The sequence below is a fragment of the Allostella sp. genome (assembly GCF_041913585.1).
In the GTDB taxonomy this organism is placed as follows: domain Bacteria; phylum Pseudomonadota; class Alphaproteobacteria; order ATCC43930; family Allostellaceae; genus Allostella.
The window spans coordinates 1-5,317 of record NZ_JAYSFE010000200.1 but is presented as its reverse complement, the minus strand read 5'-3'; the positions used below and the strand labels follow the sequence as shown (position 1 = coordinate 5,317).

Annotated in this window: 6 protein-coding genes; all 6 read left to right on the top strand. The window is 72.6% G+C overall.

Features of this window, described 5'->3' with window-relative positions; all coding sequences use genetic code 11:
* The coding region (locus tag ACE3Q3_RS22690; RefSeq protein ID WP_374449856.1) for a TRAP transporter large permease at nt 1-888 on the top strand (888 nt) is incomplete at its 5' end.
* A 33-nt stretch (nt 889-921) separates the two neighbouring features.
* Nucleotides 922-1,857, top strand: a complete 936-nt coding sequence (locus tag ACE3Q3_RS22685) for a 3-keto-5-aminohexanoate cleavage protein (protein ID WP_374449854.1) — start codon at nt 922-924, stop codon at nt 1,855-1,857.
* Between the two features lie 35 nt (nt 1,858-1,892).
* Nucleotides 1,893-2,828, top strand: a complete 936-nt coding sequence (locus ACE3Q3_RS22680; protein ID WP_374449852.1) for an AEC family transporter — start codon at nt 1,893-1,895, stop codon at nt 2,826-2,828.
* Nucleotides 2,829-2,900: 72 nt separating this feature from the next.
* Nucleotides 2,901-3,689 (top strand): helix-turn-helix transcriptional regulator, encoded by a 789-nt coding sequence (locus ACE3Q3_RS22675; protein ID WP_374449850.1) that lies wholly within the window; start codon nt 2,901-2,903, stop codon nt 3,687-3,689.
* Nucleotides 3,676-5,049, top strand: a complete 1,374-nt coding sequence (locus ACE3Q3_RS22670; protein ID WP_374449848.1) for a DUF6880 family protein — start codon at nt 3,676-3,678, stop codon at nt 5,047-5,049. Before ACE3Q3_RS22675 ends, ACE3Q3_RS22670 begins: the two co-directional genes overlap by 14 nt.
* 14 nt (nt 5,050-5,063) lie before the next feature.
* The coding region (locus tag ACE3Q3_RS22665; RefSeq protein WP_374449846.1) for a LysR family transcriptional regulator at nt 5,064-5,317 on the top strand (254 nt) is incomplete at its 3' end.

Sequence of the window (5,317 nt, the reverse complement as noted above, 5' to 3'; positions counted from 1 at the left end):
GCCTTCACCGCCAGCCTGATCGCCGCCGCCGGCTCGACCGCGATCCTGATCCCGCCCTCGATCGCCTTCATCGTCTACAGCGTGCTCGTGCCGAGCGCGTCGGTGCCGGCGCTCTTCGCCGCCGGGATCCTGCCCGGCATCCTCGCCGGCCTGTCGCTGATGGTGCCGATCGTCCTCATCTCCCGCCATTACGGCTTCGGCGACCGCTACGAGGGCGAGCGGCCGCGCGTCTGGGCCAGCCTCAAGGATGCGTCCTGGGGGCTGCTGGCACCGGTCATCATCCTGGGCGGCATGCGCACGGGCGCCTTCACGCCGACCGAGGCGGCGGTCGTCGCGGTCTTCTACGGGCTGGCGGTCGGCGTCCTCGTCTATCGCACGATCGACCTGCGCGGGCTCTACCGGCTGCTCGTCGAGGCGGGCGAGATCTCCGCCGTCGTGATGCTGATCGTCGGCCTGGCCAGCGTCTTCGCCTGGGCCGGGTCGACGCTCGGCGCCTTCGACCAGGCGGCGAAACTGCTGCTCGGCCTCGGGCTTGGCGAGTGGGGCGTGATGGCCGTGCTGATGGGCCTGCTGATCGTCGCCGGCATGTTCCTCGACGGCGTCTCGATCTTCCTGATCCTGCTGCCGATCCTGGTGCCGATCGCCATGGCCTTCGGCTGGGACATGGTCTGGTTCGGCGTCCTGCTGACGATGAACATCGCCATCGGGCAGTTCACCCCGCCGGTCGCCGTCAACCTGATGGTCACCTGCAAGGTGGCCGGGGTGACCATGGAATCGACCGTGCCCTGGGTCATCTGGATGATCGTCGCCATGGCGTCGGCGCTGGCCCTCGTCATAGTCTTTCCCGACATCGCGCTCTGGCTGCCGCGCACGCTCGGCTACGTCTAGACCCGCTCTTCCTTCGTCTCCCGGAGAACCGCCATGGCCGCCGCCAAGAAGGTCATCATCACCTGCGCCGTCACCGGCTCGATCCACACGCCGACCATGTCGCCCTACCTGCCGCTGACCCCGGACGAGGTGGCGGCCCAGGCGATCGAGGCGGCCGAGGCCGGGGCCAGCATCCTCCATCTCCATGCCCGCGACCCGAAGAACGGCAAGCCGACGCCCGACCCGGCGGTGTTCATGGAGTTCCTGCCGCGGATCAAGCAGTCGACCGACGCGGTCGTCAACATCACCACCGGCGGCGGCCACGGCATGACCCTGCAGGAGCGGCTGGCGGCCGCCGTGCTGGCCAAGCCCGAGATGACGTCGCTCAACATGGGGTCGATGAACTTCGGCCTCTTTCCCATGCTCGACCGGCCCCGGGAGTGGAAGCACGACTGGGAGCCGCAGATGCTGGAGAATTCCCGCGACTTCATCTTCCGCAACACCTTCAAGGACATCGAATACATCCTGAAGGAGCTGGGCGAAGGCGCGGGCGTGAAGTTCGAGTACGAGTGCTACGACGTCGGCCACCTCTACAACCTGGCCCACTTCCTCGACCGCAAGCTGGTGACGCCGCCGCTCTTCGTGCAGACGATCTTCGGCATCCTCGGCGGCATCGGCGCCGACCCCGAGAACCTGATGCACATGAAGCGGACGGCCGACAAGCTGTTCGGCGACGACTACCGCTGGTCGGTGCTGGCGGCGGGCCGGCACCAGCTGCCGTTCACGACCATGGCGGCGGTGATGGGCGGCAACGTCCGCGTCGGGCTCGAGGACAGCCTCTATATCGGCAAGGGCAAGCTGGCGAAGTCGAACGCCGAGCAGGTGCGGCTGATCCGCTCGATCATCGAGAGCCTGTCGATGGAGATCGCGACGCCGGAGGAGGCGCGCGCCGAACTCGCGCTCAAGGGCGGCGACAAGGTGGCGTTCTAGACCGCCCGCCGCCGCCCGAACCCCCTCCGCGCATCTTGGAGGCGACCCTCACGGTCGTCCTGCCCGTGTTCGGCCTGCTGGCCGTGGGCTGGGCCGCCGCCCGCTTCGGCATCGTCGACGACAAGGGCGCGCGCGGGGTCGGACAGCTCGTCCTCCATGTCCTGATCCCGGCGCTGCTCTTCCGCAGCCTCGCGACCGAGCGCGGGCTCGGCCCCAACGAGCTCAAGGTCGCGGGCGCCTTCTTCATGGGCGCGCTGCTGCTCTACGGGATCGGCATGGTGGTGGCCCGGCGCGCCTTCGCCGCCCGCCTCGACGGCCAGGCGTTCATGGGCATGAGCGTCACCTTCGGCAACACGGTGCAGATGGGCATCCCGCTCGTCGTGCTGGCCTACGGCGCGAAGGGCGAGGCGCCGCTGCTCGCCATCATCACCTTCCACTCGCTGATCCTGATCTCGCTGACGACGGTGCTGGTGGAGATCGGCCAGAACCGCGGCCGCGGCCCGCTCGCCACGCTCCGGCAGAGCGTGGCGGCGCTCGCCACCCATCCGATCATCCTGGCCATCGTCGCCGGCATCGTCTGGGGGGCGACCGGCCTGGCGCTGCCCCTCGTCCTCGACCGGTTCCTGATGCTGGCGGGCGGCGGCGCCGGGCCGATGGCGCTGCTGGCGCTCGGCGCCGGCCTCAACGGCATGCACATCGCGGGCGACCTGCGCGAGAGCATCGTCGTCTCGGCGATGAAGCTGATCGCCCTTCCGCTCCTCGTCTGGCTCCTCGCCCGCCATCTCTTCGCCCTGCCGCCGCTCGAGGTCGCGGTCGCGACCATCGCCGCCGCCATGCCGACCGGCGCCAACGTCTTCATCCTCGCCCGCCGCTACGATCTCTATCTGCGGCGGGCGGCCAGCGCCGTGCTGATCTCGACGGTCGGCTCGGTGGTGACGATCTCGGTGATCCTCACCCTGCTGGCGCCGTAGCGGCGGAATTTGCCCTGGCGCAACGGCGCCGGCAGGCGGATCATCGTCGCAAATCGGACGCGCCGACCCGCCATGGCCCGCAGCATCGATCCCGAGGACTATCAGCATGTCGCCCGCCCGGTCGCGGCGATGCCGAAGGACTTCGCCGCCGGTTTCCAGATTCCGCCGCACGCCCACCCGCGCGCCCAGCTCGTCCATGCGGTCGCGGGCCTGATGTGGGTCGAGACGGAGGCGGGGGCGTGGGCGGTCCCGCCGCGCTACGCCTTGTGGATTCCCGCCGGCGTCCGCCATTCGGTGCGCATGGTGACCGCGGTCGCGATGCGCACGCTCTATGTCGACACCGGCCGCGTCGGCCGGCTGCCGCGGTGCTGCACCGTGATCGCGGTGTCGCCGCTGCTGCGCGAGCTCATCGTCGCCGCGGTGGCGGAACCGATCGAATATGACGAGGACGGTCGCGGCGGCCATGTCGTGGCGCTGCTGGTGGACGAGCTGCGCGCGTCGCCGGCGGCACCCGTCCACCTGCCGATGCCGCGCGACCGCCGTCTCGTGCGCATCGCCGACCGGCTGCTGGCGGAGCCGGCGCGCGACGACACGCTGGAGGAGTGGGGCGAGGCGGTGGGGGCGAGCCCGCGGACGCTCGCCCGCCGCTTCCGCGAGGATACCGGCATGAGCTTCGCCGAATGGCGCCAGCGCGCGCGGCTCGTCCTGGCGCTCGCCCGCCTCGCGGAAGGGGAGCCGGTCGGTGCGCTCGCCGCGGCGCTGGGCTACCGCAGCGCCAGCGCCTTCGCGGCGATGTTCCGCCGGACCATCGGCCGGCCGCCGCAGACCTATCGCCCGGGGGTCGGCGATGGCCGGGCGTAGGGCGCTCGTCGTCGGCGAACTGGCCGCGCTGGGCGCCGAGCGTCTGGCCGGCATCCTCATCGAGCGGGCGGCCGGCGACGCGGTGCTGGAACGGCGCCTGCGCATGCTGGCGGCGGTCTGCGATCCGCAGCGGCTCGCCGGCGACGTCGTCCGCCGCATCCAGCAGATGGCCCGCGCCCGGTCCCCCATGGACGCCGAGCAGGCGAGGGTGGCGGCGCGCGAGGTCGCCGACCTCCATCGTGCGATCGTCGACGACCTGGCGCCGGCGCGGCCGGCCGCGGCGGCCGAGTGCCTGTGGCAGCTGGTCGACGCCGCCCCGGCCCTCCTCGCCCGGGCCGAGTTCGGGGGCGACCGGCTCGATGCGGCGGTCGCCGCCGCCGTCGCCGACCTCGGTCGCCTGACCGCCGCGCAGGCCGATCTCGACCCGGTGGCGCTGGCGCGTCGCGTCTCGGCGGCGCTCAACGCCGACGGGACGCCGGCGACCGACGGCCTGCTCGCCGCGATGGCCGAGGCGCTGGGGACGGCCGGCCGCGCGGCGATGCGCCGGGAGGCACAGGCGGCGCTGTCGCGCCTGCCCGCCGGCGACGCCGACTGGCAGAATCGGGGGAAGCGGCTCGCCCTGGTGTCGCGCCTGCTGCAGCTGGCGGACCTCGACGGCGACGTCGACGCGTTTGCCGCGGCGGTCGCGGCCGGCGGGCTGCCCCAGCTGCATTCGGCCGAGGTGGCGCGGCGGCTGCTGGCGGCCGGCCGCGCCGCCGAGGGGCTGGACTGGATCGACCGTCACCCGCCGCGGATCGGCGCGGACGCCGCCGTCGACCTGCGCCTGGAGCTTCTGGACGCGCTTGGCCGCCGCGCCGAAGCGCAGACGCTGCGCCGCACCCATTTCGAGCGCACCTGCTCGGCCCGGCATTTGCGCACCTACCTGCAGGCCCTGCCCGACTTCGAGGATTTCGCGGAAGAACAGCGCGCCCTCGATCACGTCATGGCAGTGCGCGACCCGGCCGCGGCGCTCGACTTCCTGGTCGCATGGCCGGATCTCGGGCGGGCGGCCAGGCTCGCGGCCGACCGGCTCGACGCGTTCGATCTCGCCCGCACCGGTCCGATGCTGCGCGCGGCCGAAGCGCTCGAGGCCCGCTACCCGGAGGCAGCGGTGCGCCTGCGCCGCCGCGCGGTCGCCCTCGTCCTCGCGCACGGTGCCTCGGCCGCCTACGCCGATGCCGCCCTCGCCCTCGTCGATGCCGGCCGCGTCGCGGGCCGTGTCGCGGGCGGCCTCGAGCCCCATGCCGCCTTCGTCGCCGGCCTGCGCCGGGAGTACGGCCGCAAATGGCGGTTCTGGCAGCTCCACGACGCGGCGGGATAGGGCCACCCCGCGCGATGCAGCTCCGCCATCTCCGCTACGTCGTGGCCCTTGCCGACGAGCGCCATTTCGGCCGCGCCGCTGCGGCTTGCAACGTCAGCCAGTCGACCCTCTCGGCGGCCCTGCGGCTGCTGGAGGAGGAGATCGGCGCGCCGCTGGTCGAGCGCGACAAGCGCTTCAAGGGCCTGACCGCCGAAGGCGTCGCCCTGGTCGACTGGGCGCGGCGCATCCTGGCCGAGCGCCGGCGCCTCGACCAGGAGATCGCGGCGCT